The sequence below is a fragment of the Demequina oxidasica genome, assembly GCF_000975115.1.
Classification (GTDB): Bacteria; Actinomycetota; Actinomycetes; order Actinomycetales; family Demequinaceae; genus Demequina; species Demequina oxidasica.
Window position 1 is genome coordinate 231,000 of sequence record NZ_BBRE01000004.1, and the last position, 24,504, is coordinate 255,503.

A 24,504-nucleotide genomic window follows, 5' to 3' on the forward strand; every position below is an offset into this window, starting at 1 on the left:
GCATGGTTAGTCCAGGTTACGTGAACGCTGAGATTGGCTCAGCCACGGAGCATCGTGGACCGTGAAGTCCGCGTCTTCGTACTGAACCCCGACAAGGGGAGCTTTGGCGGCCGCCGCTACCGCGTGCTTCTCGCTCGCGTAGTCGAGGTCGAGTACGCGCGTTAGTTGCGGCCAGGAGGCTGCGAAGGCGGGATGCAAGGGGAGGCTCTCGACGTCATCAATGGGTACCCATGCCAGGGTGAGGGACTCGGCGTCTCCCGCAACCGGCGTGAACGGAAGCGTGACGCGCGCGAGTACGGTCGTGTATGTCCAGACCTGGCGATCAAGAACAATGGCGGCAAACGGAAGTACCGCGTCGACCGGAACGCCCGCCTCCTCCCCTGCCTCACGCAGTGCTCCTGCAAGGGCCGACTCGCCTTCGTGGAGCGCACCACCTGGGATTCCCCACGTACCGCCGTGATGACTCCACAGCGCCCGATGCTGCATCAGCACACCGCGCTCGTCGTCGACCGCGAGCAGTCCGGCCGCTCCGAATCGGCCCCAAAACCTCTCGCCCGTGGCAGCCTCGACCCATGCCTCGCCGGGATCGCGATTCGGGTCCTGCGGAGGGGGTGCATCGGTCATGTGTAGAGCCTCCCATACCGTCGATGCGAGAGACATAGGGTGTCTAGGTCCTCGGCGGAGGGCAGAACGAACTACCGTATACCTATGCCTACACCCGATAATGCGAGCCCTGATAGCCCCGTCGAAGCCCCCGATGCAGTCACGTTCACCGATTTGGGCTTGGGTGACGCAGTACTGAAGGCCCTGAAGGGCGTCGGCTACGAGACCCCTTCTGCTATTCAGGCCGCCACCATTCCACACCTCCTTGAGGGACGCGACGTCATCGGACTCGCGCAGACCGGAACAGGCAAGACGGCGGCATTCGCACTGCCCATCCTGGACCGCCTTGACCGCACTCAGAAGAAGCCTCAGGCACTGGTCCTCGCCCCGACGCGCGAGCTTGCACTCCAGGTCTGCGAAGCCTTCGAGACTTACGCGGGCCACAGCGCCGGTGTGCACATCCTCCCGGTCTACGGCGGCCAGGGCTACGGCGTGCAACTGTCGGCGTTGCGTCGCGGAGTCCACATTGTGGTCGGCACCCCCGGTCGCATCATGGATCACCTCGACAAGGGCACTCTCGACCTGTCCGAGCTAAAGTACCTGGTGCTCGACGAGGCCGACGAGATGCTGAAGATGGGCTTTGCCGAAGACGTTGAAACGATTCTGGCGTCGACGCCGGACAGCAAGCAGGTCGCGTTGTTTTCCGCGACCATGCCGTCCCAGATCCGCCGCCTTTCTGCGAAGTACCTGAATAGCCCGGCAGAGGTCACCATCAAGGACAAGACCACCACCTCTGCAACGATCACCCAGCGCTACCTGATCGTCGGTTTCCCGCAGAAGGTCGATGCGCTGACCCGCATCCTCGAGGTGGAGAACTTCGAGGCGATGATCGTCTTCACGCGTACTAAGAACGACACCGTCGTGGTGGCCGAGAAGCTTCGCGCGCGTGGGTACGGGGCATCCGCCATTAACGGAGACATTGTGCAGGCGCAGCGCGAGAAGACCATTAAGCAACTTAAGGATGGCAAGCTCGACATCCTGGTCGCCACCGACGTGGCTGCACGTGGGCTCGACGTCGACCGCATTAGCCACGTGGTGAACTTCGACTTGCCTATTGACACTCAGTCGTATGTGCACCGTGTGGGACGTACGGGCCGCGCGGGCCGTACCGGCGACGCCATCAGCTTTGTCACACCTCGAGAGCGGCGCATGCTGAGCTCCATCGAGCGGGCCACGCGCCAGCCGCTGACTCAGATGCACCTGCCCACTGCAGAAGACGTCAACGCGACTCGGCTGACGCGCTTCGACGACTCGATCTCAGCAGCGCTTCAGCAGCAGGAACGCATCTCAAAGTTCCGCGACATCATTGACCACTACGTGGAACACCACAATGTTCCCGAGGCGGACGTTGCCGCGGCCCTCGCCGTGATGGCTCAGGGCGACACCCCCCTGTTGATCGACCCCGCCGCGGAACCGCGCAAGCAGGAGTTTGACACTCGTCCTGTAGGCAAAGGGGGCAGCCGGGACTCCGCCTCGGGCACCGGCCGCAGCTCGCGCAGCAACGACCGCCGCCCCCCGTCCGGTCCCATGGCCACGTACCGCATCGCCGTGGGCAAGCGCCACAAGGTCGAGCCCCGTCAAATCGTTGGAGCGATCGCCAATGAAGGTGGCCTTGGTCGTAGCGACTTTGGCGCCATCAAGATTCACCCCAATTTCTCCCTAGTCGACCTGCCGTCAAATCTGTCGCAGGACGCGTTCCGCAAACTACAGAAGACGCGCATCAGCGGCATCTTGATTGACCTCAAACTTGACCGAGGCACCCACCACTCAGGGGGCAGCACGCACGGTGGTGGCACCTTGAATCGTGACACCGATAAAGGCAGCTACGACAAGCGCCCGCCGCGCAAGCCGCGTCACGACAGAGGCTAGCGGCACGACCGCATGGTAGTGGCGTACTGAAGACGTAAAGATGGGTCCGGGGCTTGTAAGCCCCGGACCCATCTACGTCTAATCTTCAAGAATCGCAGCGTGGAGCCACTCCTCTGGAATTCCCATGCCCTCGACGATCGCCAGGGCGTTGGGACGCAACTTGCGGCACATCTCGCTGATCTGGCCGCCAATAGCCTTGGCCTTGGAACCGCTGATGCGGTTGTGCTCGAGATACCACGCACGGTCTTGTTCGATGCTCGTCAGCGCGAACAGCGTGCACAGGGTTTCTAGCACCTGCTTGGCGTCCTTGTCCTTGCAAGCATCGATCCCGGCGACGAACGCCTCAAGGGCTACCCGTTCCATGTGTGCCCGCGCCACGAACTGAACGTGATCGCCCAAGGCGTTAAAGGACTCAAACGAGTCACCCTTCTCCTGCGACGCGGCCTTAAAGCGACGTGCCAGCGACTCCAGCGAGTGACGTTCACGCTCTTCAAACATGAGCGCATGCCAGGAAGAGTCAAGTACGGACGCCTCGTCTGGCTTGCGGCGCGCCGATGCTGCGAGCTTGTCGAGCATCACCGATGCCGCCGTGCGTTCCATCATGGTCTCACTGACCACGCGGCCGGTCTCGCGGACCACTCCGCCTCGGTCCAACTCGCCCCAAGCGCGCTTGTAGTCGGACAGGAGAGACTTGGTGACCAACTGCATCAGCACTGTGTTGTCGCCCTCGAAGGTCGCGAACACGTCGACATCGGCGCGCAGGTCGGTGAGGTGGTTCTCACTGAGGTATCCCGATCCTCCGCACGCCTCGCGCGCCTCTTGGACAGCTTCGTTGGCGAAACGCGTGGTGACCGATTTGAGGCCCGCCGCGCGAGACTCGAGTTCACGTTGATCACTTTCGGTGTGTTCACCGCCACTTTGAATATGCACGAGCATCTGCGTGAGTTCATTCTGCGCGAACCCAAGCGCGTAACTGCGGGCGACACGTGGGAGCAGACGCCGTTGGTGCACCAGGTAGTCAAGAAGTAGTACTCCTCCCGGACGTCCCGCCTCGGGGAACTGGCGTCGCTTGAGCGCATATCTGGTCGCGGTGGAGAGCGCCCTGCGTGCGGCAATCCCGCCCCCGGCGCCAATGCAGACGCGGCCTCGTACTAGTGTCCCCAGCATCGTAAAGAACCGGCGATTGGGATTCTCGATCGTCGACGCATACTCACCCGCCTCGTTGACTCCGCCATAGCGATCCAGCAGCATGCGGCGTGGAACACGAATGTGGTCAAAGATGATGGTGCCGTTGTCGACCCCCATCAGGCCGCCCTTGTGGCCCTGGTCACCAATGGTGATGCCTGGCAAAACCGTGCCGTCCTCGTCCCGCAGCGGGACCAGAATGGTATGGACACCTTGCGACTTGCCGCCCACGTGCAACTGGCCGAAGACCGCCGCCATCCTGCCGTCCCGCGCGGCATTGCCGATGTACGCCTTAGCCGCGGTGGGTGTGGGCGAGTGCACCTCGTATTCGTCGGTCTCCGGCAGGTAAGTGATGGTGGTTTCCAGGCTCGCAACGTCGCTACCGTGACCCAGCTCGGTCATAGCGAATCCGCCGAGCAATTTCATCGAGGTGATGTCGGGCAGGAAGGTCTCGTGATGCCACGTGGTTCCGAGGTTAGTGACGGCACCGCCGAAGAGCCCGAACTGCACTCCCGACTTGATCGTTACCGAGAGGTCTCCATGGCTCAAGATCTCGAAGGCCATCACCGCAGACGTGGGGTCGGACACCGTGTTGGCGCCGGAAGGCACCCCTACCGAGCCAAGTCCGTTGTCGTTGAGGAACCGTAGTCGGTCCAGCGTCCACACGCGCGAGGACTCGATGTCGTACTCGGGGTTACGAAGCAGATCCGTCGCCGGGAAGCTCTCCCGGTTCATGGCGCGGACGTCCGCGTACGGACCATCAAGTGCGCGGCGCAATGACGCCCCTAGTGTGGTGAGTCGTTCCTCGTTCTTCACGGGTCGGCTCTCATCGGTCAACGTCATTGTTGCTCCTTATGTGTTGCTGAATTCAGGGTGTTGTCATAGCGCCGGCGAAGGCCGGTGTGAAAAGCCTGGAGACGTGGTCAACCACTTGGTGGCGAGGTTCCCGCTGCGCGGAGTCCATCCATCTGTCGGCGACTGCGCGAATGAATCCCACCAGCCCGTGGCCCCATGTTGCGGCACATTCCAGGCTCACGCCAGCAGCGCCCGCGTTATTGAAGATCACTCCCCCGACGTAGTCACCAATGCGCATCGGCATGGAACCCAAGGGATCCGCACCGTTTGACCCGGGCATGGGGCCGTTCATAACAAAGCGATAGATGTGCGGATCGCGTTCGACGAGCAGCAAATAGGCGTCCGCGAGCGTTGAGGCGAGGCGGTCTAGATTCTCGGGCTCGTGCTGCGCGATCGCGGCAGTGAGCCCCTGCTCGATGTAGTCATGCACGGACTGCACCACGGCCTCGTAGAGTCCTGCGCGGTCCCCGAAATGCCGGTAGAAGACTGTTTTGGATGTGCCAGCACGGGCCGCTATCTCGTCCATGCCCACCCCCGCGCCATTCACGCGAATGGCGCGCAAAGCATGAGACACCAGCTCCTGGCGCCGTGAGATGCGGTGGGCATCCCAGCGAGTGTTGCGACCGTCTTCAGTCATGGTCAAACCATAACCGATACTCGCAGTATCTGCTACCGTGAGTATCGGAGACATGTTTACGAGCAGTCCCTCAACTCGATTCACAAGCCAATGGAGGCATGATGAACAGCAACGCCGTCATCGTAGGTGGTAACCGCACCCCGTTCGCCAAGGCGGGCGGACCCTATGCGCAGGCCTCGAGCCACGACCTACTCACGTCCGCAATCGACGGACTCGCCGCGCGATACGGACTGAGCGGAAAGCAACTCGGCGAAGTTGCTGCTGGCGCGGTCCTCAAGCACCCTCGGGACTTCAATCTCACCCGCGAGGCAGTGTTGAGTTCGTCGCTTGCACCGACCACACCCGCGTGTGACCTTCAGCAGGCCTGCGGCACCGGCCTCGAGGCCACCATCTATATCGCCAACAAGATCTCGCTCGGCCAGATCGATTCGGGTATTGCAGGCGGCGCGGACTCGGCGTCCGACGCACCCATCACCGTCAGCGAGCCGCTCCGCAAGGCACTACTCGCAGCAAATGCCGCGCGCTCGACGGGAGACAGGCTCAAGGCGCTAGCACGCATCCGTCCCAGCCACCTCAAGCCCCTCGCACCTGGAGTGAACGAGCCCCGTACAGGGCTTTCGATGGGTGAGCACCAGGCCCTCACCACCAAACGATGGGAGGTCACTCGCGAGGCGCAGGATGAGCTTGCCGCGGCGTCGCACCACACCCTCGCGGCTGCATGGGACAACGGATTCTTCGACGATCTCGTCACCCCCTTCCTCGGAGTCGCAAAAGACTCGATCCTGCGACCCGACACCTCAGTCGAGAAGCTCTCCAAGCTCAAGCCCGCCTTCGGCGGACCAGAGGGCACCATGACCGCCGGCAACTCCACCGCACTGTCTGACGGCGCCGCCACAGTACTGCTTAGCAACGAGCAGTGGGCTAAGGACAACCATCTCCCCGTGCTCGCGAAGTTCGTGGACGCAAACGTTGCCGCAGTTGACCACCCCGCGGGTGATGACCTGCTCCTCGCACCAGTAGGTGCCGTGGGCCACATGCTTGAGCGCAACGGCCTCACCATCGAGGACTTCGATCTGGTCGAAATTCACGAAGCGTTCGCGTCCACCGTCCTGGCCACGCTTAAGGCGTGGGAATCCGAGGAGTACTGCACCAGCCTGGGGCTCAAGGGCGCAATCGGCACCCTCGACCGTTCCAAATTGAACACCATGGGATCTTCGCTGGCCGTGGGCCATCCCTTCGCCGCCACGGGCGCGCGCATCGTCCCAAGCCTCGCGAAGATGCTCCACGACCTCGGCCCCGGCAAGCGTGGCCTGATTTCGGTGTGTGCCGCCGGCGGACAGGGCGTCGTCGCGATTCTGGAGGCAGTGTGATGGGCGCGCTCGAGAAGCTGTTCTACTCCCCCGTCGGTCACGCCGTCTCTACCCGTGCGGGGCTTACCGATCCTCCGACGCTCCGTCGCGGTCGCACGTGGCCCGATGGCACCATGGTGCTCGCACCGCTAGGCGCGTCGACACTGGTTGCCGACACCCTGGACCTGCTGGGACTCGAGACCTCAGATCCTATCGTCGATGCGCCTGCCGATTCCCCTCCCGGGTACGGCTCGCGAATCGGCGCGCTAGTCATCGACGCGACGGACCTCACCACCATCGTCGGGCTCGAAGACCTGCGGGCAGTGCTTCGTCCCGCAGTACGGGCGCTCGAGGGTTCTGGACGCGTCGTCATCGTGGCGCGCGAGCCTTCCGGCAACTGGGAAAGCAAGTCAGTCACCCGTGCTCTGGACGGCATCAACCGGACCATCGGCAAGGAACTGCGCCGGGGGGCCACCTCCAACCTGGTCTACGTGTCAGCGGACGCGACGCCAAACGACCTGCTCTCCACCCTCGGCTTCGTTTTGCAGGGGCGTTCCGCCTTTGTGGACGGACAGACGTGGCACGTCGGTGGCGCCTCCTCCATCGTCGACGCGCTCTCCGACCAGCCGCTTAAGGACCGCGTCATCGTGGTCACGGGAGCAGCTCGCGGCATCGGCGCGTCGATCGCTCGCATCCTCGCCCGCGACGGGGCCACGATCGTGGGCGTCGACATTCCCGCCGCCGGCGAGTCACTCGCGGGGGTAGCGAACGAGGTCGGAGGCACTGCGCTGCAACTCGACATCACGGCAGACGATGCTGGGGCAGCCATCGCGGAACACGTCGCTAGGCGCGGCGAAAGAATCTACGGCGTGGTGCACTGTGCCGGAATCACTCGTGACAAGATGCTCGTGAACACGGATGCCGAACGCTGGGGTTCGGTGCTGGACGTCAACTTGGCCGCGCAGATTCGCATGAATGAGGTGCTGCTCGATCCTGCCATCCCGGGCTCGGTCGAGGACGGTGGCCGCATCGTAGGCATCGCATCCACCTCGGGTCTCGCCGGCAATAAAGGCCAGACCAATTACGCCGCGTCGAAGGCCGGAGTCGCAGGACTGGTCGAGGCAATGGCTCCGGATCTAGCTGACCGTCGCATCACGGCGAACGCAGTGGCCCCCGGCTTCATCGAGACAGCTATGACGGCGCGCATTCCGTTCATCCAGCGAGAGATTTTCCGTCGCAGCAACTCATTGAGCCAAGGTGGCCAGCCCGAGGACGTAGCCGAGGCCATTGGCTACCTACTGGACCCGGCATCGGCCGGAGTCAACGGACAGGTTATTCGGGTGTGCGGTCAAAACCTGGTGGGTGCCTGATGGATAGGCGCGAGGAACATCTCGACGAATTGCCCTCTATGGGGTCAGCCTTCGCGCGCGCCCTGGTTCCGAGCCGCGCCAAAACGGCCAAGATTCCACAGCACGTCGCCGTGGTCGAGGACCAGCGGCAGGACCTCGCTCGGCTCGCAGAATACAACCGAGTGTGTGGATTCACGCTACGGGACTCAGTGCCGCCCACGTGGCTCCATGTACTGACGTTCCCGTTACACGTCCACCTTCTGGGCGCGCCTGACTCATCAGTGAAGTTGGTGGGCGCGGTACATGTAAGCAACTCGATGACGCTGCACCGGCCAGTAGGTCTTGGAGAGAAATTGCAGGTGCGTGTGCACATAGACAACCTGCGCCCTCACAAGCGCGGCGCGATGATTGACCTCCTCGGTGAGATTCGCGTGGGCGACGAGACCGTGTGGAACGGGACTAGCACTTACTTGGCGACAGGCATGAGTGCCCCCGGTGAGGTCGAGGACATTGAGCGCCAGCCCTTCGACCCCCTCCAGCCGCAGGCCAAGTGGCGGTTGGCAAAGGACCTGGGACGGCGCTACCGCAGGGTCTCGCATGACCCGAACCCGATTCACACCAGCAAGGTGGCCGCCAAGGCGTTCGGATTTGCGCGCCCACTCATTCACGGTATGTGGACTCATGCCCGGGCACTGTCCGCTCTCGAGGGCCGCCTACCAGAAACCTACTCGGCATCGGTCAGCTTCTTGCGGCCCATCCTGCTGCCCGGAACCGTGGGATTCGCCGCATCGCCAACACCACAGGGATTCGACGCCGCAGTCACTAACCGCGACGGAACTAAGGCACACCTGCTCATGGGCGTCACCGGCGCGCCCTAGTTGTGCCAGAGGGGCAATGACCAGCATCATTGTTCCCATACATGCGACCCATCAACGAGGATGACAATGACTGCTAGCGCTAACACCCCGCTTCCCTCCGCCGACCCGGTAGGCGGCGAGGACCGTCCGTGGTTCAAGTACTACCCCGAGGCAGTGCCCTCGGTCATCAAGACGGTCGAGGAACGCTCACTAAGCGACATGGTCCGCAATGCGGCCAAGCACCACGGAGACAAGACCGCCTTCTCTAACCTGGGCGGCAAGCTTACGTTTAACGACGTTGACCGTCTCGCGACTGACTTCGCCGCTTTCTTGCAGACCGAACTCGGGCTCGTCAAGGGCGATCGCATCGTTATCCAGATGCCCAACCTCATGCAGTTTCCCGTCGCGTTCTACGGGGCGCTGCGGGCGGGGCTGATCGTGGTCAACGCCAACCCGCTATACACGGTCACTGAACTCAAGGAGGCCGTCCATGACGCTCAACCGCGCGCCATAGTGGTGCTCTCCAACTTTGCGTTCAAGGTTGAGGAACTGCTCGAGGGGTCCTCACTTGAGCACGTCGTGATCACAGACGCCGCGGACATGCTGTCGCAGCCCAAGCGCGCGATTATCAACTTTGCGGCCGACAAGATCAAGCACATGGTCCGCAAGTACTCGATTCCCAATGCGGTTTCATTCGTCACGGCACTCAAACAGGGTGCCGCCGCGACGTGGAAGGACCCGGAACTAACTCCAGCGGACGTGGCCTTGCTGCAGTACACCGGCGGCACCACAGGCGGAACCAAGGCCGCAATCCTGTCGCACTGGAACCTGCTGAACAACCAGGAACAGTTCATGGGGCAGATCCGCGACACCCTTGGTGAAGAAAAGCAGCCGGTGATCATCGCCGCCCTGCCGCTCTATCATGTGTTCGCGCTCACGGTGAATGCGATCGGCTTCTACCGGTTTGGGGCGCACAACGTCCTGGTCACCAACCCGCGCGATCTCAAGGGCTTTGTTAAGACCATCCACAAGTCCAAGCCCGACGGTCTGATGCTAGTCAGCACGCTGGCCGCAGCGCTCATGGACAACGAGGACTTCGCCAAGGACGACCACAGCGGCCTGCGCATCACCGTCGCCGGGGGCATGGCGCTGCGCTCATCGGTCGGTGAACGCTGGAAGAAGATCACCGGCAAGGACATCACCGAAGGATACGGCCTCACCGAGGCGTCGCCCGTAGTTGCCGTTAACCCCACCCACATGCCCCCGCGCATCGGCACCATCGGCATTCCGTTGCCGTCCACGGACGTGCGCATCGTCGACGAGGATCACCAGGACGTCGAACTCGGCGCGCCCGGTGAACTTGCCGTGCTCGGGCCGCAGGTCATGAGTGGCTATTGGAACAATCCCGAAGAGTCGGCCAACGTGCTGTTTGACGGTGGATGGCTCCTGACCGGTGACATCGCGACCATGGACGAGGACGGCTTCCTGCGCATCGTCGACCGCAAGAAGGAAATCATCGTCGTCTCCGGCTTCAACGTATTTCCTGGCGAACTCGAGGACGCGGCAATGCTAAACCCCAAGGTGTCGGAAGCCGGCGCCACAGGGGTTCCGGACGAGCACGCTGGCGAGGTTCCCAAGCTGTATGTCGTCAAGCGAGACGACTCACTTACTGCCGACGAGTTGCGCAAGTTCCTCAAGAAGCGCCTTGCTGGCTACAAGCGGCCTCACCAGATCGTCTTCGTGGCCGAGCTACCCAAGACCAATGTTGGCAAGGTGCTGCGTCGCGCGCTCAAGGATCTCGACGCGGAGGCCGCCGCCGAATAGTCAGGCCAAGCGAAGTTACGCGCTCGCACCCATCTGCACGTCCGCATCCTCCTCGATGGAGTGGGTGTGGGGTGGGATGGGGCGGTTGCGGGTAATCGCCCAGCCGGCCAACGCGCAGAGCACACCGGGAACGCAGAGCGCGAGCCCTAGCCAGACCGGTGCGACGTAACCCCAGCCAGCGGCGATCACGACGCCACCCAAGAAGGCGCCGAGGCTGTTGCCTAGGTTCAATGAGGAGTGATTGACGGCCGCCGCGATGGTCTGGCTATCTCCTGCCACGTCCATCAGTCGCGTCTGGATCGCGGGCGACAGCGCCGCCGCCGCGCCACCGACAAGGAAGACGCCCAGGAGCAGTCCGGCAACTCCGTGAACGGTCAGGATGAGTACGGTCATGGCCGCGGCGAGTGCTCCAAACAGAATAAAGACCGCACGCATGGCGCCGCGGTCCGCGAGGCGTCCGCCTATGAAGTTACCCAAGGTCATGCCCAGCCCAAGTGTGATCAGCGCGATGGGCACGAAGGATTCGCTCGCGCCGGTAACCTCGGTGATCAGCGGTGAGACATAGGTGTACACGGCGAAGAACCCGCCGAATCCGAGTGCGCCAGTGAGCAGGGCAAGCCAGACGGCGGGCCGCTTGAAGGCCCCCAACTCGCGTCGCACGGTTGCGGAGGGGTCTCCCTGCTGCCATGGGAGGAACCACAGAATCGCGAGTGTCGTCAGCGCGAAGATCGCGGCCACGGCCATGTAGGCGACACGCCAGTTGGTGTTCTGACCGAGGAACGTAATGGCGGGGACGCCAATCACATTGGAGATCGTGAGTCCCGACAGCACGAACGCGACGGCCTGACCTCGCTTACCGGGTCCCATGATGCTCGCCGCGACCAAAGCAGCCACTCCAAAGTAGGCGCCATGAGGCAGGCCTGCGAGGAAACGTGCAGCTAGAACCGTGTTGAAGGTGGGAGCCAGGGCCGAAGCAACCGTCGCCAAGGTGAACGCGATCGCGAGAACTGTAAGGAGGCGCTTGCGAGGGAAACGCGCCGAGAAAGCGGCGATAGTGGGCGCACCCACCACCACGCCGAGCGCGTAGGCCGAGATCACCGCGCCCGACTGCGCAATGGCGGCCTCAGGGTCCACTGCGTTGAGTCCGGGGAGCAGGTCTGCCGCGATATTGGGCAGGAGCCCCATTGCCACGAACTCCGTAGTGCCGATGCCAAAGCCGCCTAACGCTAGTGCGAACAGCGCGAGCTTGGTGCGGGCCGGGCTAAGTGTGGACATGCGACACCGATCTAAATGGAGACAACTGAAGGACAGTGCGCAACGGTGAGCGCTTCAACGATACCGCACTTACCAGGCGGTAGAAAGAGTGCCCTTGCTCGCCGGCCGGCTCCCGATTCCCAGGAATTCCCCAGGATCCTCATGGTCCGAACTCAGATTCGGTTTCTAGTTTCGATCATGTGACCACTCCACATGCTCCTCCTGCCCAGCACCCCGTACGGGCGGGGGCGCGCCGCCGCCGCATCCGCCGCATTGTCGTTGGCGCAGTCCTTACACTGCTCGTAATCTTAGGATCCGCGACCCTGTGGGCTCTCAATCGCTACGTGTTCGAGCACGTTGAAGTCTCCGACGTGTCGTCCTATGAAGCCTCCCTTGCTGGTGTCGACGAGGCCACCACCGCATCCCCGGCTGACCCCTCCCCTACGCCCCAGACAGAGACCTCCGCCGGCGTCAATACCTCGGACACCGACGCCCCAGACATCGATATCACCGAATACACGTTCGGCACCGGAACGGATCAGGCCAACTACTTTGTCGCGGACGTTACGTTCTCTGACATCGACCAGCTCCGTTCAGCGTTCGCACAGGATTCCTTTGGCCTCAACATCACTGAGGATCCCTCGGACATTGCTGCAGACGTTGGCGCTCAATTCGCGGTCAACGGCGACTACTACGGCTTCCGCGACACGGGAATCGAGATTCGCAACGGCGTTGCCTACCGCGACGACGGCGCACGCACCGGCGCAGTGATCTACGACGACGGGACCATGGATATCTACGACGAGACCGCCACGACGGCCGATGAATTGGTCGCCAACGGTGCTTGGCAGACACTTTCGTTCGGGCCAGCTCTGGTGGACGACGGCGAGATCGTCGAAGGCATCGACCAGGTGGAGATAGACACCAACTTTGGAAACCATTCCATTCAAGGGGACCAGCCGCGCACCGCCATCGGGATGGTTGCTGACAATCACTACGTGTTTGTGGTCGTCGATGGCCGGTCAAGTTCAAGTGTAGGCGTGACACTTCCGGAGCTCGCGCAAATCATGAAGGACCTCGGTGCGACTGAGGCCTACAACCTGGACGGTGGCGGATCATCGGCAATGGTCAGCGACGGTGGCCTCGTCAACGACCCGCTCGGCAAAGGTCGCGAACGTGGCGTCTCCGACATCCTGTGGGTGGGCTGAGCCATGTGGATACTGATTCCCTCGTTCGAGCCCGATTCACGCTTGGTAGAACTGGTCCGGACACTGCTGCCCCATAGCCCCGTCTTGGTTATTGACGACGGCTCGGGGCCGGCATACGCAGGACTGTTCGACAATGTCACCGAGGTGGGCGGTGTGGTCGTGACGCGGGACGTCAACCAGGGAAAGGGCGAGGCCCTGCGCATCGGCTTTGAATGGTTGCAGCGCTACGCCGAAGGCGAGGCCGTGGTCTGCGCGGATAGCGACGGCCAACACCGCGTCCAAGACATCCTGCGGGTGGGGGCCGAACTCTCTCGCCGCCAGCGCGAGGGCAGTCCCGATGCGGTCGTTCTGGGCGCGCGTTCGTTCGTCGGTGACGTTCCGGTTCGCTCACGCCTCGGCAACCGCGCCAGCACCGCGCTGGTGAGCGCAGCGCTCGGCAGGCGCATTACCGACACCCAGACGGGGCTACGAGGCTACCCGCCATCGCTGCTGAGTTGGGCAATTGGCGTACGCGGTGAGCGCTTCGCGTATGAATTGCGGCTGCTGCTGGACGCGTCAAAGCATCATGTGGCGATGGTGGAGGTTCCCATCCAGACGGTGTACCTCGAGAACAACAAGTCGTCGCATTTCCGACCGGTCGTCGACACACTCTTGGTGCTCGCACCACTACTACTATTCGGCGCGTCGTCCGTGGCTTCATTCGCTATCGACGCCATTGCGTTGCTTGCCTTGAATACCGCGACCGGTTCTCTGGCGGTCGCCGTCCTGGGTGCACGGCTGATCAGTGGATCCGCCAACTTCGCATTGAATCGGCGCACCGTGTTCAGGGCGAGGGGCAGCTTGTTGCCACAGGTGGCCAAGTACATCGCGCTCGCCGCGGTGGTGGCGGGGGCCAGCTACTTCGGTCTGCTTACTCTGACCGGGTATGGCTTGGCACTACTGCCCGCGAAAATCCTTACCGACCTGGTCCTCTGGTTCGCGTCGTTCGGCATCCAACGCCGCGTCGTCTTTTCTCATCCTCACGCCATGTCAGAGGCATGCGCCAAGGTGGTAACACCTTCAGAGGAGACGACTTGGCGAGCTACTTCCACGACATCGAGCAGGTCCAGAAAGAACAGCGCAAGCAGACTGATCTAATGGCGAAGATTCTGGCGACTCTCAAGGAGATCGAGAAGAACACGCGTTAAACGGGACCGCCCCTAGCCTAAATAGCGACCGGGGCGATGGTTGATCGCCAGAATCAGGTTGAGGAAGACCGCGCCGATGATCGAGACAATCAGGATGTATGGCGAGACCGTCGACAACGCGGCAACCACCACCACCACCACATCGAACGCACCTTGCGTGTAGCCCGCTCGGATTCCCTTGCGTTCCTGGAGATAGGCGGCGACAATGCCAAATCCGCCCGCCGATGCGCCATGACGGAAGATCATGATCATGCCTACGCCCACAGCCAACCCCGCAAAGATGCTGGCGTACAGCGGGTTAATGGCGCTCACGTCAAGAAAATGCTCGTGAACCCACTCGAACACCGAAATCAGCGAGACCGTGATAATTGTCTTCGAGGTGAATAGCCATCCCATACGCCAAATGGCGAACACAAAGAATGGAATGTTAAGCACAAAGTAGATCAGGCCAAACGACCAATGAGTCCAGTAGCTTCCGAGGATGGCGACTCCGGCGACACCTCCCGAGACGCCCCCAATCTGGCCTAGCAGGAATAGACCAAAGGCCATAAGGAAGGCGCCACTGGGAATCGCTAGCGCGTCCTCCCAGAGGGCGTGCTTCTCGGCCCGTGGTGCTTCTACTACTGCTGACAAGGCTGATACTCCAGGTGTTGGTACGGATCGCAACCGAGGCTTAGGTCACAGCCTCCATTGTTGCCGACGTCAGCGCACGTGGAGTTCCGGTGTTTCCCGTGAGCGGCGCGCCACCAACTCGTCACCAATGGCCTCTGCTGGGGCAAATGGCGTTCCGTAGCGGTGCGCCGTCATGGAGATCGCCTGCTCCCTCAGGAACGGCATCATTTCGAGTTCGGCATTCGCACTGACCGGAGTGTCGAATACCGCGACGTCTGGACGTCCTCGCAACTCGTTCTCAACAGTTCCGATTGTCCGAACGCGACCGCCCGGCACCGCAGCCACACGATCTGCCAGCGCCGATGCGTCCTCTACAATCACCGGCACCAGCACCTTGGCAAGGGCATGCGCGACGTCATCGGCCACATTTGCGGCCACCGAGACCTCGGTGGAGACATGTGCAGCGACCGACGCGGAGGCAACCCGAGCCAGGTACGCGGCGTTCTCGCCGTCCCAACGGATCACGGTGGGCGCCGGCAGGTAGCGGAGCACGTTGCGTTCGCTCACGAGCCCCGTGGGATCGTGCCCGATCCCAAAGCGCTCGACCCACGCGGCAGCATCCAGTTCCGCTCCCCTGCGCACCCAAGCCTGTCCGGCCAGATCAACTAGTGGGGCCACGCGAGTCGGAACTGAGGCGGATTCTGGCTCGCCCGCGTCGGTCGGCGTCCATCCGGTCAGCGTCTGCACGTAGTGAGGTCCACCAGCCTTGACGGTGGGCCCGACGACCGAGCGCTTCCATCCGCCAAAGGGCTGGCGCTGCACAATCGCACCCGTGGTACCCCGGTTGACGTAGAGATTGCCAGCATGGATGCCAGACATCCAGTGGCGGATCTCTGCCTCGTCCAGCGTGTGGATTCCAGACGTCAGGCCGTAATCGATCCGATTCACCAGATCAATTGCCTCGTCGAGCGTGTCCGCTCGCATCATGCCCAGTACGGGACCAAAGCACTCCACTGTGTGCATGAAGGAGCCTGGCTCGACCCAGCCTCGTACTCCTGGAGTCCACAAGGCGTCGGCGAGGCGCCGAGGCTCCACCCACCACTGTTCGTCGCCATCGAGGTCAGTGAGCCCCCGCAGCAACTTGTCAGTTGGCTCGCTAATCACGGGACCCATCTGCGCAGTGATCTCAGTGGCGCGGGCTACGTGCAGCGACTTGACGGCATCGAGCAGCTGGTCGTGGAACCGGCGGGAGTCTGCGACCGAACCCACCAGAATCGCGACCGAGGAAGCCGAGCACTTCTGGCCAGCGTGGCCAAAGGCCGAAGCCACCAGGTCCTTAGCCGCGAGGTCGAGGTCCGCGCTTGGCGTGACAATCAGCACGTTCTTGCCCGATGTCTCGGCGTGCAGCCTCATGTCCGGTCGCTTGCTCAGAAATAGTTCCGCGGTCTCAAACCCACCGGTCAAGATGACTTGATCAATGCGCTTGTCCGTGAGGAGGTTATCCCCGATCTTGCGTGTGTTGATCGTCATCAGCGTCAGCAGATCCTTGGGCACCCCTGCGGCCCACATCGCCTCAGCGAGCACTGCCCCACAGCGACGTGACTCGCGGGCCGGCTTCAGAATGACGGCGGAACCGGCCGCGAGCGATGCAAGTACGGAACCTGCGGGAATCGCCACGGGGAAGTTCCACGGTGGCGTCACGAGAGTGAGCGGACGTGGAGCCGCGGTAACTCCCGCCATCGAGTCGAGCTCGCGTGCACGTGCGGCGTAGTAGCGAGCGAAGTCGATTGCTTCTGACACTTCGGGGTCCGACTGGTCGAGAGTCTTTCCGGCCTCGGATGCCATGACCTCCATGAGATCGTGCCGGTGCAATTCCAGTTGGTTGGCGATGCTCTCCAGGAGATCGGCACGCTCAGAAGCCGGCACCCCACCCCAACGAACGCCAGCGGCGTGGGCCGCGGAGATGACGCGGTCTAGCGGCTCGGGTTCTTCAAGGTGCGCGACCGTCAACGACGCCTCGCCAGCATGCGAGGTTCGGGCTGCGAGCAGAATCGCCCTACCAGAGTCACGAACAGAGGCGCGGGCGGGATCCTGGTCGGGGGTGTTGACGAACCCGGCGCCGGTGGTGGCCTGAGAATCCACGTCGCGGCGTGTCTCCACAATCTGCGGCTTAAGGGATTCCGTGAACGAGGTGCGGAAGGCCTGCTCTTCACGGTCAAAGTGCTCTTTACTGGTGGACATGGTGGCGAGACGCGACAAGAAGTTCTGGGGGTTCGCGACCTCCTCAAGACGACGCACCAAATAGGCGAGCGCAACGTCAAAGTCACGCGGATTGACCACGGGCGTGTAAAGCCGGAGCGTGCCGACATCCGCGCTGACCGCGGTGGCCACGTGCTCCCCCATTCCCAGCAGCATCTCGAACTGAACGTCATCCATGACGCCACGCTCTTGCGCTCGCGACCACGCCAAGGCGATGTCAAACAGATTGTGACCGGCAATGCCAACCTTGAGCGCGCGCGTACGTTGTGGCGTCAGAGCTCGGTCCAGGAGCCGCTTGTACTGTGCGTCAGACTCCTGCTTGGTGCCCCACGTCGCCAGGGGCCAGTCACGAACCTCAGACTCGACGCGTTCCATGGAAAGGTTCGCGCCCTTCACGATTCGTACCCGCAGGGGCGCTCCCCCAGCGGCCACCCGGGAGTCCGCGAGGTGTTGGATGCGCTCCAATGCGGTACTCGACTCGGGCAAGTATGCCTGGATGACTATCCCGGCGCGCAAATCCATGAAGCGCTCCGTCATCATGAGCTTCTCGAAAACGGAGACCGTCAGATCCAGGTCCCGGTATTCCTCCATGTCGAGGTTGACGAACGTGCTGTTGTTCTCGAGAGCGGCCTCGTACAACGGAGTGAGAGTCGCGATGATGGGCTCGACAGCTTCCTCCGCTGCCCATGGCGAGTGCGGGGCGATGGCCGCGGAAACCTTGATGGACACGTAGTCGACATCAGGGTTGCGAATCAGGTCACGTGTCGCGGCCACGCGCTTCAGTGCTTCCTTCTTTCCCAGCACAGCCTCACCTAACAGGTTCACATTTAGGTGGGCACCACCCGCACGGAGCTTTCGCAAGTTCCCCGACAGTTTTGCGGGTGTGGCGTCAACCACCAGGTGACCCACCAGCGCGCGGATAAAGCGACGAGCAATGCGGACGGTGAGCACAGGCGCGACTCGCGCCGCAACGCCGCCCATCTTGGTGAGAAACGCCATTCCGCCCGGAAGGTGAAGCTCGGCATTCTTGCTCGCGCGCACCAATTCTCGGGCTGCGACACGAAGGTCCTCGGGGCGCACCACCCCGTCCACAACCTCCGTCAAATAGCGGAGTCCGCCTGGCGAGGACAGCGCCTGCGTCATGATCCTCGCAGCGGGTCGTTGCCGTTCGCTATGGACGGCGTCGAGCCACGTATGTACCTGTGCGACAGCTGCGTCGGCGGCGGCCTGGTCATTGGGCGAACCGGGCACGACGTTGAACCCGGCTGACTTCATGTGTGAAGTGGTCATTCCCCAAGTCTCTACTCGTTTATTGCATAGAACCAGTTCCTCTATCTGCATAATTTCATTAAGCCATGCTTAACTAAGACATGCTCGACGCCAACCAACTCAGAACCCTTCGCGAGTTTGCTCGCCGCGGCACTTTAGCCGCAACCGCAGACGCTCTCGGTTACACGCCGTCGGCCGTCTCCCAACAACTCACCTCGCTTGAGCGCGCGGCCGGCACAGCACTTACTCGCCGAGTGGGTCGGAAACTCATCCTGACGCCGGCGGGTGAACGACTTGCGGCATCGGCTGATGATGTTTTGTCGGCGTTGGAGCGCGCCCAATCGGCGGTGCGCGGAGCGGATGCCCGCGTGGCGGGCACCGTTCGACTCGCAGTGTTTCAGTCGGCAGCCCTGGCCCTGTTGCCCCTTGCCCTCGGAAATGCTCGACGCGTCGCACCCGAACTACGCGTGCAAGTAACTCAGAGCGAGCCGGCGCAAGCGCTCGAGGACACCTGGGCTCGCGACTTCGATCTAGTGGTAGCCGAGGAGTACCCGCATCATTCGGCGCCGCACTACGCGGGGCTGGTCCGGGACACGCTGGTCGCCGATGCCGTTCGACTCGCCACTCCCCTGACTCATGAAGGATCCACCATAGGCTCATGCGCGGCAACACCTTGGGTGATGGAGCCGCATGGCGCTGCGTCGCGCCACTTCGCCGAGCAATTGTGCCGGGTCGCCGGGTTCGAGCCTGACGTGAGATTCGTGACCGCTGATCTGCAGGCACACGTCGCCCTAGTAAGGGCCGGAGAGGCGGTGGCACTGCTGCCGGATCTGATGCTCACTGACGCGGATCCTGCGTTAGCGATGCATTCACTTCCCCAGGCACCCACCCGCACGGTGTTCACGGCCATGCGCGAATCGTCGCTCGCGGACCCCGCGATCAGGGTGGTCGTGACGGCACTTCGTGAGGCCGCGGCGCACTTGGGAACAGCGAGCTAGACGCACGGCGTGTCAGGGGCGAAGCGTGCTCGGGTCCGGATCACGTGTGCCATAGGCTGGCCAGCAGCACCTACGACGTTCGGAGACTGCGGATGGCTACGCGACGCAAACTATACCGACCTCACATCGGCCTACGCCGCCCCGGTGACCAGGGCGCGCCGAGTCCCCTCCCCACCAAGGACGTTCTGCGCCTGGCCCGGTTCGTTGAGGACGGAGAGGTGTCGCGGGCTCCGGAGCACGCCAGCGTCAAAGATGCCATGGACTACGCGAGCGGCGCGCCCAGTCGGATGTCCATGCTGCTCTACGCGGAGCCGGCGCAGGCCACTATCGACGAACTGGCTACCGCCTGGGGCCTACATCCCTTGCTTGTCGAGGACCTCATCAAGGGTAGGCAACGGCCGAAGATCGAACGCTACGACGACGTCGTGTTTTTGGTGGCGCGCTCCGCCTGGTACGTCGACGACCAAGAGATCGTTGAGTTCGCGGAGTTCCACGTACTACTGCGTGAGAATGCCGTGGTGGTCATCTGCCAGGACGGTCGATGGATTGGCGGCACCGATATCACCACTCTCGACATCGACGCCCAACTCTCCCCAAACGTACGCTCAGGAAACCTGCTGTCCGATCCGATCATGTTGCGCCTGGGCCCCGCCGCCGTCGCCTACCGCCTCCTCGACAGCATCGTCGATGGCTTTGTCCCTGTCCTCGAGGGACTTGCGGTCGACAAGGATCAGATTGAGCGCCAGGTCTTCAGCGGCGACGCCGCTGCAGCGGAGCGCATCTATCGTCTTAGTCAGGAGGTGATAGACCTCAAGCAGGCAATTTCTTCCCTGAGTGGCGTGGTGGCAACTCTCACCGGTGGCTACAAGAAATTTCATGTCACTGGCGACCTGCAGGCGTACCTCGGCGACCTGTCCGACCACCTCGCACGGGTGGACACCGAAGTCATCGAGCTACGGGAGTCGCTTACTCAAATCCTCGCGGTTAACGCGACACTCGTGGGCCAACGCCAGAACGAGGACATGAAGAAAATTTCCGGCTGGGCTGCGATCCTGTTCGCACCAACGCTGATTGCCGCCGTTTACGGGATGAATTTCACACACATGCCAGAACTACACTGGCTATTGGGATATCCGTTGGCTCTCGCCATGATGGTGGGGTTTGCCAGCATTCTCTACTGGGTCTTCAAACGCAGGAAATGGATGTAGGCATGTACGTAGGTTGAGGCAGGGAACGTCTCGACCACCTTGGGCGTTGTAGAAATGTCGCATATGTCTTGCGTCGCGTCACAGGACACAGGTTCGAATGGTGCGCGAGCGTATTAGGGCAGCGCGCGCAGTCTCAAAGACTGCCTAGAGCCACCGCAGCGACACTGGCGCCTTTGACAGTCGCATCTCAACACGTATGCGTCACTGCATCGCGCCGTTGAGAACCTCCCTGCCCCGAGAGTTCTGAGATCTATGAGCAATCCGATTCACAAGTCCCATGTCGTCGTCGCCGGTGTCGCGCTCGCGTGCTTCGGCGCAGGCTATGCCAGCACAAACGGCGCCCACAGCATCGAGAGTCATCGAGCTGTCAACCAAGCTTTCGCCGCGGCACGCGAAGTTGACGACAAACGACAGGCGCTCGAGGTATCACTTACCCGCGCACAGGATGTTGCCGCGTCAGCGGCTCCCGTGGCGGACGATGCGCAGGTCCAGAACGCCGCGGCATCGCTGTCAATCGCCTCAAGTGACGCCATATCCGTCGCCAGCGAGAATGCCGTCGAGGTGGCGGCAGCGCCCGTAAAGCTCACGCTCACCCCAGTGGCCAAGGTTCCCACGCTACTGCCCACGACATCCACTCCCGTCGCCACCACGCCAACCGCCGTTGCGGACGATCAACTCGCCAACGTGGTCGAGGACGAGGAGGTCGAGAAGGTCCTTGCTGGAGACGTCAAGGACATCGACGCCGCGCGTGACGCCACAGCAAAACTCACTGAGGTGAGCGATGCTCTCGACGCAGCGCTCGAGGAAGTTGACGCCAGCACTGATGCCGTTGAGGACGTCACCGCCAAGGCGAGCCTGGTTCTCAAAGTCAACGACCTCGACGCCGCCATTGAAGAAGTGCCGTTGTCCACGGAATCCGCATCGGAGATCCTCAGTACTGTGGGCCTTCACGTCGAATCGAGCGCCACGCTTTCCACCGTGCGCACCAGCATTGAGAAGCTCAGTAGCGCGGCCGCAGAAGCGAAAGAAATCGACCGCACGGATCCAGCATCAGTGATAAAGCAGCTCACTCGCATTAGCAGCGCCACCTACAGCCTGGACGCGTCGATCGACGCGGTGAGCACATCTCATCAGATCTGGATCGATGCTGAGAATGATCGCCGCGATAAACTCAACGATCAGCGCATCGAAGAGCACCAAGACGAACTCGCCACGGCGCTAGCTGACCATACGCGACAGAATCTGGATTTCGTCACGAGCCGCAGCAATGGGTGGACAGGGATGCCTGCCGGCACGTCGGGTTCCAACGGACGGCTTGCGAGCAGTTCACTATGTGCCGTCTCCTTCGCCATCGGCCACTCGCTTCAATGTGACGCCGCAGCCGCGCTCGACGCGGCTGACCAGGCGTATTTCTCTGAGACTGGCACACACCTCAGGATGACGGACTCGTACCGCACCTACCAGTCTCAGGTGATCACCAAGGCGCGCAAGGGCCATATGGCCGCCCCTCCTGGCACGTCGAATCACGGCTGGGGCATGGCGGTCGACTTGTATCCCGAGTCTGCGGCCTGGCTGACGGCTAACGGCGCGAAATTCGGTTGGGTTCACCCCGCTTGGGCGCGCCCGGGTGGATCGTTGCCAGAGTCCTGGCACCTTGAGTATGTAGCACCCGAGGTTGGCCGTTTTGTCGCCCCCGAAGCACCCGTATTGCTCGACCCCATCAAGAACGTCTTCGAGACCATCGCCGAGGACGAGGACGAGGATGGGGCGCGGGAGCCACTCGAGCAGGACTAGGTCGTCGTACTAGCCGAGTTGGATGGCCTCGCGCACGTCGTCGTACGGGAGGTCGTCGACAACTGCGGTGACGCTGAGCGACTCAAGGTCAAGCGTCCCGCTCAGAACGGTAAGGAACGCGGTGTCCGCGGCATCCCTACCGGTCGCGATGCGCACCATGGACGAACGCGGTGCGAGTGTGGTGGGATCAACGACTAGCCATCGCCCGTCGACATGCGCCTCGCACACGGCGTGAAAGTCCATGGGACTCAGGCCTGGCGCGTACACCGACGCGAGGCGTGCGGGGACATTCATCGCCCGTAACAGCCCGATGCACAGGTGGGCGAAGTCGCGGCACACACCTTCGCGCGCCAGGAGCGTTCGCACCGCACCGTCCGTGGGCAGGCTGGAGCCCGAGACATAGAAGAGTTTGGTGCCCACCCACGACCCCACAGCTTCCAGCAACTGACTTCCGGTGAGGTCAGCAAATGTCGCGAATGCGGTAGGTCCCAGCGAGTCCGACTCGCAGTAACGACTGGGGCGCAAATAGCGGATGATGTCCGCCTCGTCGGCCGTCTCGGGTTCAACTCGGCTCGGGATGTTCGCTGCGTAGCGGATCTTGAGTTCCCCTGGCCCCGTGGTGAGCCTGTGCAGCCGAGTGCTGTGACGATCCAGCAGTTCCAACGTGGGCAACGACTCGCCATTCAGCTCCACAATGAGTTCCTCGGAACCACCGGACAACTCCACGTCGGCACAGGCGACGGACAACACGATGTCGGCGGTGGACGTGACGTCCAAGACAAGTTCGGAATTTACGTCGCGGTTCATGTCCTCATAATCGCACGCCTCGTAGCCCACCGACCGCGCTATCGCTGTTTCTGGTCCGCCTGCTGCGATTCCTCAAGTACGCGGGCGCTCTTGGCGATGCGCCGGGCGCGGGTCGCGGGCGTAGTCGCCGTGGCCACCTGAATGATGTGTTGGTAACGCTCCGCTTTGGTTAGCGCGGCAAAGGCGGCAGCGGCTTGTGGTGACGTCGAGAGGGCTGCAGCCAGGTCCGCTGGCACCTCGGCCGTTGCTTGCCCTGCGTACGCACGATCCCACCGTCCATCCGACTTGGCCCGGTCAATCTCCGCCTGACCCTGCGCACGCATGCGGCCCTGTTCAGTCAGCATGGTGACGATACCAATGTTGCGCTGGGACCACATGGACGCCCTGCGTCGGGGCGTGAAGCGTTGCAGGAAGCTGTGAGCGTCACGGCCGCGCTTTTGCCCATCAATCCAGCCGCTGCACAGCGCCTCGTCGAGGGCTTGATCGTAGCGCAGCGTCGTGGGGTGTTCGGCGCCCTTCTTTGCCAGCACCAGCCACACGCCGTCCGATGCTGTTTCGTTCTTGTCGAGCCACTCACGCCATGCGTTCGCGTCGGCAACGATGAACTCCTCGATGGGCGCCTTGGTCATGTCACTCCCCCTGCCGCGCGTTCAGGCCAGGGCTGCCAGCCGTCCGCCAAGCCCTTGAGTGTCTCCCGGGCCGCGCGGACCCTTGCCGTGGGGTATTCGGACAGCGATCTACCGTGGGACCCAATGGAACCACCTGGGTACTTGAGATCCATGGCGTACTTCGCTCGTGGCCTCGACGTCATCGTCTCGCGAAAGCCGCCTGCAGCAACTGCCAGCACCTGCCACTCCAACTCCTCCGCCTGATAGACCCCTGACTCGTCGCATGCGTCGCAGCCGCAGTCGGGGAACCTCAAATCCTGGAGCACGCCGGCGTGCACAATGACCCCTGGAAATGCGGTGAACACGAACGTGATCCCCGCCGCATCAGCGGACGTCGGAGTGACCCGAACTGCTCGAGTGACGCCTTCTTGTTCATTGAGGAGATCCGCTGCGTAGGACACGGATTCGTCGACGACCGCGTCGTAGCGCGTCGTGAGGTGGTTGATCAGTGCATCAGCACTCGTATGCACAGGCGCGAAACGCTCCAGGTTGGAGGTCACGCTATAACTATCTTCGGGAGGCCCGGCTATGCCCCATCGATTTCCGTAGTCGATTACCGCGCCCGACGCATCGTGGAACACCGGGAGACTAATCGCCGGCCTCACATATGGTCGTGTCGGCACCGTCATAAGCGAGAATCTACCGCGCAACT

General features: G+C 62.5%; 19 protein-coding genes. 10 read left to right on the forward strand and 9 right to left on the reverse strand.

The window, feature by feature from the left end; genetic code table 11:
* Positions 1 to 6: 6 nt before the first annotated feature.
* Entirely contained in the window at positions 7 to 624 is a 618-nt protein-coding gene (locus AOP77_RS11705; protein WP_084622592.1) for an NUDIX domain-containing protein, read from the reverse strand.
* A gap of 84 nt (positions 625 to 708) precedes the next feature.
* Here AOP77_RS11705 and AOP77_RS11710 point away from each other — a divergent pair, with 84 nt between their 5' ends.
* On the forward strand, positions 709 to 2,532 hold the full coding sequence (locus AOP77_RS11710; protein ID WP_062213822.1) for a DEAD/DEAH box helicase: 1,824 nt from the start codon (positions 709 to 711) through the stop codon (positions 2,530 to 2,532).
* A 78-nt stretch (positions 2,533 to 2,610) separates the two neighbouring features.
* Here the strand turns inward: AOP77_RS11710 and AOP77_RS11715 are convergent, their stop codons facing one another.
* Together AOP77_RS11715 and AOP77_RS11720 are read right to left on the reverse strand one after the other, a co-directional pair.
* Positions 2,611 to 4,560, reverse strand: coding sequence for an acyl-CoA dehydrogenase family protein (locus AOP77_RS11715; protein ID WP_084622594.1), 1,950 nt, complete (start codon positions 4,558 to 4,560; stop codon positions 2,611 to 2,613).
* A 25-nt stretch (positions 4,561 to 4,585) separates the two neighbouring features.
* Positions 4,586 to 5,209, reverse strand: a complete 624-nt coding sequence (locus tag AOP77_RS11720; RefSeq protein WP_062213824.1) for a TetR/AcrR family transcriptional regulator — start codon at positions 5,207 to 5,209, stop codon at positions 4,586 to 4,588.
* Between the two features lie 98 nt (positions 5,210 to 5,307).
* On the opposite strand from AOP77_RS11720, the gene AOP77_RS11725 reads away from it, so the two are divergent.
* The 4 genes from AOP77_RS11725 (at position 5,308) to AOP77_RS11740 (ending at position 10,588) form a co-directional block, all read left to right on the forward strand.
* A complete protein-coding gene (locus AOP77_RS11725) occupies positions 5,308 to 6,579 on the forward strand; it encodes an acetyl-CoA C-acetyltransferase (RefSeq protein ID WP_062213826.1) in 1,272 nt (423 codons plus the stop codon).
* Positions 6,579 to 7,928, forward strand: a complete 1,350-nt coding sequence (locus tag AOP77_RS11730; RefSeq protein WP_062213828.1) for a 3-oxoacyl-ACP reductase — start codon at positions 6,579 to 6,581, stop codon at positions 7,926 to 7,928. Before AOP77_RS11725 ends, AOP77_RS11730 begins: the two co-directional genes overlap by 1 nt.
* A complete protein-coding gene (locus AOP77_RS11735; protein ID WP_084622598.1) occupies positions 7,928 to 8,785 on the forward strand; it encodes a MaoC family dehydratase in 858 nt (285 codons plus the stop codon). Before AOP77_RS11730 ends, AOP77_RS11735 begins: the two co-directional genes overlap by 1 nt.
* Positions 8,786 to 8,851: 66 nt before the next feature.
* Positions 8,852 to 10,588 carry an AMP-binding protein gene (locus AOP77_RS11740; RefSeq protein ID WP_062213831.1) on the forward strand — a complete coding sequence of 579 codons (1,737 nt, stop codon included), beginning with the start codon at positions 8,852 to 8,854 and terminating at the stop codon, positions 10,586 to 10,588.
* A gap of 15 nt (positions 10,589 to 10,603) precedes the next feature.
* On the opposite strand, the gene AOP77_RS11745 is transcribed toward AOP77_RS11740, so the two are convergent.
* Entirely contained in the window at positions 10,604 to 11,863 is a 1,260-nt protein-coding gene (locus tag AOP77_RS11745; RefSeq protein WP_084622600.1) for an MFS transporter, read from the reverse strand.
* A 179-nt stretch (positions 11,864 to 12,042) separates the two neighbouring features.
* On the opposite strand from AOP77_RS11745, the gene AOP77_RS11750 reads away from it, so the two are divergent.
* Both AOP77_RS11750 and AOP77_RS11755 read left to right on the forward strand, forming a co-directional pair.
* On the forward strand, positions 12,043 to 13,050 hold the full coding sequence (locus AOP77_RS11750; RefSeq protein ID WP_062213833.1) for a phosphodiester glycosidase family protein: 1,008 nt from the start codon (positions 12,043 to 12,045) through the stop codon (positions 13,048 to 13,050).
* 3 nt (positions 13,051 to 13,053) lie between these two features.
* Positions 13,054 to 14,187 (forward strand): bifunctional glycosyltransferase family 2/GtrA family protein, encoded by a 1,134-nt coding sequence (locus AOP77_RS11755; protein ID WP_062213835.1) that lies wholly within the window; start codon positions 13,054 to 13,056, stop codon positions 14,185 to 14,187.
* 62 nt (positions 14,188 to 14,249) lie between these two features.
* On the opposite strand, the gene AOP77_RS11760 is transcribed toward AOP77_RS11755, so the two are convergent.
* The gene (locus AOP77_RS11760) at positions 14,250 to 14,870 is read right to left on the reverse strand and encodes a YitT family protein (RefSeq protein ID WP_062213837.1); all 621 of its coding nucleotides are present in this window, start codon (positions 14,868 to 14,870) and stop codon (positions 14,250 to 14,252) included.
* A gap of 69 nt (positions 14,871 to 14,939) precedes the next feature.
* Positions 14,940 to 18,398 (reverse strand): proline dehydrogenase family protein, encoded by a 3,459-nt coding sequence (locus tag AOP77_RS11765; protein WP_084622602.1) that lies wholly within the window; start codon positions 18,396 to 18,398, stop codon positions 14,940 to 14,942.
* Positions 18,399 to 18,478: 80 nt separating this feature from the next.
* On the opposite strand from AOP77_RS11765, the gene AOP77_RS11770 reads away from it, so the two are divergent.
* The 3 genes from AOP77_RS11770 (at position 18,479) to AOP77_RS11780 (ending at position 22,377) form a co-directional block, all read left to right on the forward strand.
* Positions 18,479 to 19,375, forward strand: a complete 897-nt coding sequence (locus tag AOP77_RS11770) for a LysR family transcriptional regulator (protein ID WP_062213838.1) — start codon at positions 18,479 to 18,481, stop codon at positions 19,373 to 19,375.
* A 92-nt stretch (positions 19,376 to 19,467) separates the two neighbouring features.
* Positions 19,468 to 20,583, forward strand: coding sequence for a magnesium and cobalt transport protein CorA (locus AOP77_RS11775; RefSeq protein WP_084622604.1), 1,116 nt, complete (start codon positions 19,468 to 19,470; stop codon positions 20,581 to 20,583).
* 252 nt (positions 20,584 to 20,835) lie between these two features.
* A complete protein-coding gene (locus AOP77_RS11780; protein ID WP_062213840.1) occupies positions 20,836 to 22,377 on the forward strand; it encodes a M15 family metallopeptidase in 1,542 nt (513 codons plus the stop codon).
* Positions 22,378 to 22,386: 9 nt separating this feature from the next.
* Here AOP77_RS11780 and AOP77_RS11785 read toward each other — a convergent pair whose 3' ends face one another.
* Genes AOP77_RS11785 through AOP77_RS11795 form a run of 3 tightly spaced genes read right to left on the reverse strand, consistent with a single transcriptional unit; the run spans position 22,387 to position 24,481 of the window.
* Positions 22,387 to 23,184: a transglutaminase-like domain-containing protein gene (locus AOP77_RS11785; protein ID WP_062213842.1), complete on the reverse strand. Its 798-nt coding sequence runs from the start codon at positions 23,182 to 23,184 to the stop codon at positions 22,387 to 22,389.
* 38 nt (positions 23,185 to 23,222) lie between these two features.
* Positions 23,223 to 23,813 carry a YdeI/OmpD-associated family protein gene (locus AOP77_RS11790; RefSeq protein ID WP_062213844.1) on the reverse strand — a complete coding sequence of 197 codons (591 nt, stop codon included), beginning with the start codon at positions 23,811 to 23,813 and terminating at the stop codon, positions 23,223 to 23,225.
* Positions 23,810 to 24,481: a DUF6226 family protein gene (locus AOP77_RS11795; protein ID WP_062213846.1), complete on the reverse strand. Its 672-nt coding sequence runs from the start codon at positions 24,479 to 24,481 to the stop codon at positions 23,810 to 23,812. Before AOP77_RS11795 ends, AOP77_RS11790 begins: the two co-directional genes overlap by 4 nt.
* Positions 24,482 to 24,504 lie beyond the last annotated feature (23 nt).

Bases quoted from the DNA above. Each gene is read 5' to 3' on its own strand.
- AOP77_RS11775 (WP_084622604.1), top strand. From the start codon at position 19,468: ATGGCTACGCGACGCAAACTATACCGACCTCACATCGGCCTACGCCGC.
- AOP77_RS11745 (WP_084622600.1), bottom strand. From the start codon at position 11,863: ATGTCCACACTTAGCCCGGCCCGCACCAAGCTCGCGCTGTTCGCACTA.
- AOP77_RS11705 (WP_084622592.1), bottom strand. From the start codon at position 624: ATGACCGATGCACCCCCTCCGCAGGACCCGAATCGCGATCCCGGCGAG.
- AOP77_RS11790 (WP_062213844.1), bottom strand. From the start codon at position 23,813: ATGACCAAGGCGCCCATCGAGGAGTTCATCGTTGCCGACGCGAACGCA.
- AOP77_RS11795 (WP_062213846.1), bottom strand. From the start codon at position 24,481: ATGACGGTGCCGACACGACCATATGTGAGGCCGGCGATTAGTCTCCCG.
- AOP77_RS11720 (WP_062213824.1), bottom strand. From the start codon at position 5,209: ATGACTGAAGACGGTCGCAACACTCGCTGGGATGCCCACCGCATCTCA.
- AOP77_RS11780 (WP_062213840.1), top strand. From the start codon at position 20,836: ATGAGCAATCCGATTCACAAGTCCCATGTCGTCGTCGCCGGTGTCGCG.
- AOP77_RS11710 (WP_062213822.1), top strand. From the start codon at position 709: ATGCCTACACCCGATAATGCGAGCCCTGATAGCCCCGTCGAAGCCCCC.
- AOP77_RS11755 (WP_062213835.1), top strand. From the start codon at position 13,054: ATGTGGATACTGATTCCCTCGTTCGAGCCCGATTCACGCTTGGTAGAA.
- AOP77_RS11730 (WP_062213828.1), top strand. From the start codon at position 6,579: ATGGGCGCGCTCGAGAAGCTGTTCTACTCCCCCGTCGGTCACGCCGTC.
- AOP77_RS11735 (WP_084622598.1), top strand. From the start codon at position 7,928: ATGGATAGGCGCGAGGAACATCTCGACGAATTGCCCTCTATGGGGTCA.
- AOP77_RS11765 (WP_084622602.1), bottom strand. From the start codon at position 18,398: ATGACCACTTCACACATGAAGTCAGCCGGGTTCAACGTCGTGCCCGGT.
- AOP77_RS11785 (WP_062213842.1), bottom strand. From the start codon at position 23,184: ATGAACCGCGACGTAAATTCCGAACTTGTCTTGGACGTCACGTCCACC.
- AOP77_RS11715 (WP_084622594.1), bottom strand. From the start codon at position 4,560: ATGACGTTGACCGATGAGAGCCGACCCGTGAAGAACGAGGAACGACTC.
- AOP77_RS11725 (WP_062213826.1), top strand. From the start codon at position 5,308: ATGATGAACAGCAACGCCGTCATCGTAGGTGGTAACCGCACCCCGTTC.
- AOP77_RS11740 (WP_062213831.1), top strand. From the start codon at position 8,852: ATGACTGCTAGCGCTAACACCCCGCTTCCCTCCGCCGACCCGGTAGGC.
- AOP77_RS11770 (WP_062213838.1), top strand. From the start codon at position 18,479: ATGCTCGACGCCAACCAACTCAGAACCCTTCGCGAGTTTGCTCGCCGC.